We start from the raw sequence: 3,646 nt of genomic DNA on the forward strand, positions 1-3,646 counted from the left end.
CTACACCCTGCCCCTAGGAAAAACTTTTTCAGCAGACCCTATTTAATCCTAGTTCAGATTCTTGACCTTCGTAGCGAGATGATTCCCGCTCCCCTAGAAGTTATTTTTCCTAGATGATAAAAATCGGGGTTGAAAATGTTTCAACCCCGAAAAAAGCAATTTTTGAGGGGATTAACCCACTGGTTGTAACTGTAATTGCGAGAGAATATCGCTTTGCTCAGAGCGCTGATGACTAGAGACTGTCACCACAGCTTCAGCAGTTACATCTAATATCGCATGGTCTCCAGAATTGACTTTTCCCGATAACATCGCGACCGCTAAACTATCCTCTAAGCGTCGAGTTAAAGCACGACGTAAAGGCCGCGCACCGTAGCTAGGATCATAACCCTCATTGATGACCAAATCCTTAAAAGCGGCGGTAACTTCCACAGAAATGCCTTTTTCTGTCAATTGTTTGGCTAGATCCGCGATCAGAATATCGGCAATCTGGGTAACTTCTTCGCGAGTTAACTGTCGGAAAACAATGATTTCATCGAGACGGTTGAGAAATTCGGGACGGAAATATTGTTTTAACTCCTCTGTCACCCGATTAGAAATCTGTTGGTAGCGCGATTGAGCAAAATCGTCAGCAATCTCGAATCCTAAGCTATTACCGCCTTTTTCGATGACTTTTGAGCCAATATTCGAGGTCATGATAATTAGGGTATTCTTAAAGTCCACCCGACGACCTTGGGAATCGGTCAAATGACCATCTTCTAACAGTTGCAGGAGAAGATTAAAAACATCGGGATGTGCTTTCTCGATTTCGTCAAACAAAACCACTCTATAGGGTTGACGACGCACTGCTTCCGTTAACTGACCGCCTTCATTGTAACCGATGTATCCGGGAGGCGCACCAATTAACTTAGAAACCGTGTGGGATTCCATAAATTCCGACATATCTAGGCGAATCATACTGGATTCCGAGCCAAAGAGCAACTTAGCTAAGGCTTTCGTTAATTCAGTTTTACCGACTCCCGTGGGACCGGCAAAAATAAACGAGGCAATCGGACGGTTAGGATTCTTTAAATTTACTCGCGCTCGACGAATAGCACGAGAAACGGCATTCACTGCCTCCTGTTGGCCAATAATCCGCTCGTGCAGTTGACATTCCAGATTTAAGAGCGATTCCGACTCAGTTTCAGTTAATTGGCTAACGGGAATACCTGTCCAAGCGGCGACAATTTGGGCGATTTCCTCCGCATCTACCACTGGAATTAAAGATTCGGGGTTAATTAGGGGTGATTCTTCGCTAACCTCCGCAGGACTTGTACTTTGCAGGGAATAGCGTAGATGGGTGCGGGATCCCGCTTCATCGAGAAGATCGATCGCTTTGTCCGGTAAAAAGCGATCATTGATATAGCGAGAGGATAGATTAACGGCAGCTTCGATCGCTTTTTGATCGTATTTTACCTGATGGAAATCCTCGTAGGTGGCTTTTAAACCGCGTAAAATCTCGATCGCCTGCTCTTTAGTTGGTTCTCCCACCATAACTGGCTGAAAACGTCTTTCTAGAGCCGCATCTCGCTCAATATGCCGTTTATACTCATCGAGAGTTGTTGCCCCTAAACACTGTAACTCCCCGCGAGCTAAAGCAGGTTTAAGCAAGTTAGAAGCATCCATGGCTCCTCCCATGCTACCAGCACCCACAAGAGTGTGAATTTCATCGATAAACAGGATAATATTGCCCGATTTGCGAACTTCCTCCACGATACCCTTTAAACGTTCCTCAAAATCGCCGCGAAAACGGGTTCCCGCCAGTAAAGACCCCATATCGAGGGCAATTACCTGTTTATCCTGCAAAAGTTCGGGAATATCGCCATTATGGATGCGTTGTGCTAACCCTTCAGCGATCGCTGTTTTGCCCACCCCCGGCTCACCCAGTAAAATCGGGTTACTTTTGGTACGACGGCCTAAAATTTGGACAACTCGCTCGATTTCTGGCTCTCTACCGATTACAGGGTCAATTTTGCCATTTTTGACCTCTTGGTTTAAATTGCGACCATATTGGGCTAAAATACCGCCTTGTGGAGCATTTTTCTGGTCTTTATAATCACCCATTCCCGTTAAGCGACCACTAGCGACTTTTTCCCCGGCATTTTTAATTAAAAGGCCGCGAAGTTTGATCAAATCAACACCCTGCATAATTAAAATTTTAGCGGCTAGGGATTCGGGATCGCTGGTGATAGCGAGTAATAGATGTTCAGGTGCGATCGCATTTTCCCCTAATTGTCGAGCTTCCTGAAATGCTTGCTCGAACATCTTTTTCGCTTTCGGGGTAAAAGGGATATTAACGGGACTGTAACCGGTGCCGCGGCCGGTCATTCCTTCAATCAGGCGGCGACTTTCGTGCAGGGTAACTTTTAAATCCTTGAGAATTAAGGCTGCGGTGGCGGTGGCTTCTCCTATCAATCCTAACAGTAAATGCTCCGTACCGACGACACTGTGACCGGTACGACGGGCTTCTTCTTGGGCGAACATCACCGCTTTGATAGCTTTCTGGTTAAAGTATTCAAACATGATCTACGGCTTCCTGGCTACTGGGCTTTACTTGTTACTGTAACGTTTTCTTTACATTAGCCGGAAGGGTGATATCCGTATCAGTAGGGTGGGTTAGTCAGTGGTGAGCTTGGGCGATGCTTAAAATCCTTAACAAAAATTAAGGCTACTGGGAGTTATAACTTGACCCCCTGTGCAACTGTCGCTCTACAAAACTAATGCAAAAATGATAATTATTGATGTACCATATAAGGTACGATAACTGAGAAGGTAAGGATTGAAAAGGCTGCCAGCCAAGTTTTTTCGAGCCGAAGCTGGGTCGGAGCCAGTCAAAGATTGGTGGAAAACCCTCGGCCGTGAAGATTGCCGGATTATTGGCAGCGATATCAAGGACGTAGAGTTTAGCTTTCCCATCGGCTGCCCCTGTGCCGTTCACTTTCCGGTTATCAAGACTTATGGGAGGTGCGGAGTAGGGGCAATTCATGAATTGCCCCTACGGGCAGACGCATCACGCGGGTCATCTTTTACATCAGCCGAGGGGAGACGATTCTGCCGCACGGCAACATCGGCGAAGTCCCAAAAACCCCAAAACGGGAAATCTAGTAGGGGCGAACGGCCGTTCGCCCCTACTAGCGCAAGAAGGAACAGCAAAAATATGACCGCTAACCGCCATACTGGCTCCGATTTCGATGCTTTTCTCAAAGAAGAAGGTCTTGAGGAGGACTGTAGTGCGGTGGCACTCAAACGGTTACGGTTGCGGCAGTTGGCTGAGGAGATGAAACGGCTCTCTCTGACCAAAACGGAGATGGCGGCGCGGATGCAGACCAGTCGAGCGCAACTTGACCGCCTCCTCGACCCGGAAAAGACGGGCGTTTCTCTCGATACTATCCAACGGGCGGCTTCTGTGGTGGGCCGCCAATTGCGAATCGAGTTGCTCTGAGGGAAGTCAGAAAGTTCGGAGTGCCGCAGTTGACATCCTCGCCGCCCTAAAAGTGCGGCGATTCCTAAACCTCACGATTTAAGTTTCTGCTTCCACCACCGTCGCATACCACAGTTAAAAAACCATGTACTGTCTTACACAGAGTCCACAGACTTTCGCCCCATTTCA

The 3,646-nt window shown here is 47.4% G+C and carries 2 protein-coding genes; one reads left to right on the top strand and one right to left on the bottom strand.

Annotated features, from left to right (window positions below; genetic code table 11):
* Positions 1–171 precede the first annotated feature (171 nt).
* Positions 172–2,559, bottom strand: a complete 2,388-nt coding sequence (locus PX636_RS20125) for an ATP-dependent Clp protease ATP-binding subunit (RefSeq protein WP_288118506.1) — start codon at positions 2,557–2,559, stop codon at positions 172–174.
* Between the two features lie 634 nt (positions 2,560–3,193).
* Between PX636_RS20125 and PX636_RS20130 the strand changes: the two genes are divergently transcribed.
* The gene (locus tag PX636_RS20130) at positions 3,194–3,478 is read left to right on the top strand and encodes a helix-turn-helix domain-containing protein (protein WP_288118508.1); all 285 of its coding nucleotides are present in this window, start codon (positions 3,194–3,196) and stop codon (positions 3,476–3,478) included.
* Positions 3,479–3,646: the final 168 nt, after the last annotated feature.

This window comes from Microcystis sp. M53598_WE2, assembly GCF_030067735.1.
Classification (GTDB): domain Bacteria; phylum Cyanobacteriota; class Cyanobacteriia; order Cyanobacteriales; family Microcystaceae; genus Microcystis; species Microcystis aeruginosa.

What these genes read in the sequence shown, in the direction of transcription:
- PX636_RS20130 (WP_288118508.1), top strand. Translation starts at nt 3,194, where the DNA reads ATGACCGCTAACCGCCATACTGGCTCCGATTTCGATGCTTTTCTCAAA.
- PX636_RS20125 (WP_288118506.1), bottom strand. Translation starts at nt 2,559, where the DNA reads ATGTTTGAATACTTTAACCAGAAAGCTATCAAAGCGGTGATGTTCGCC.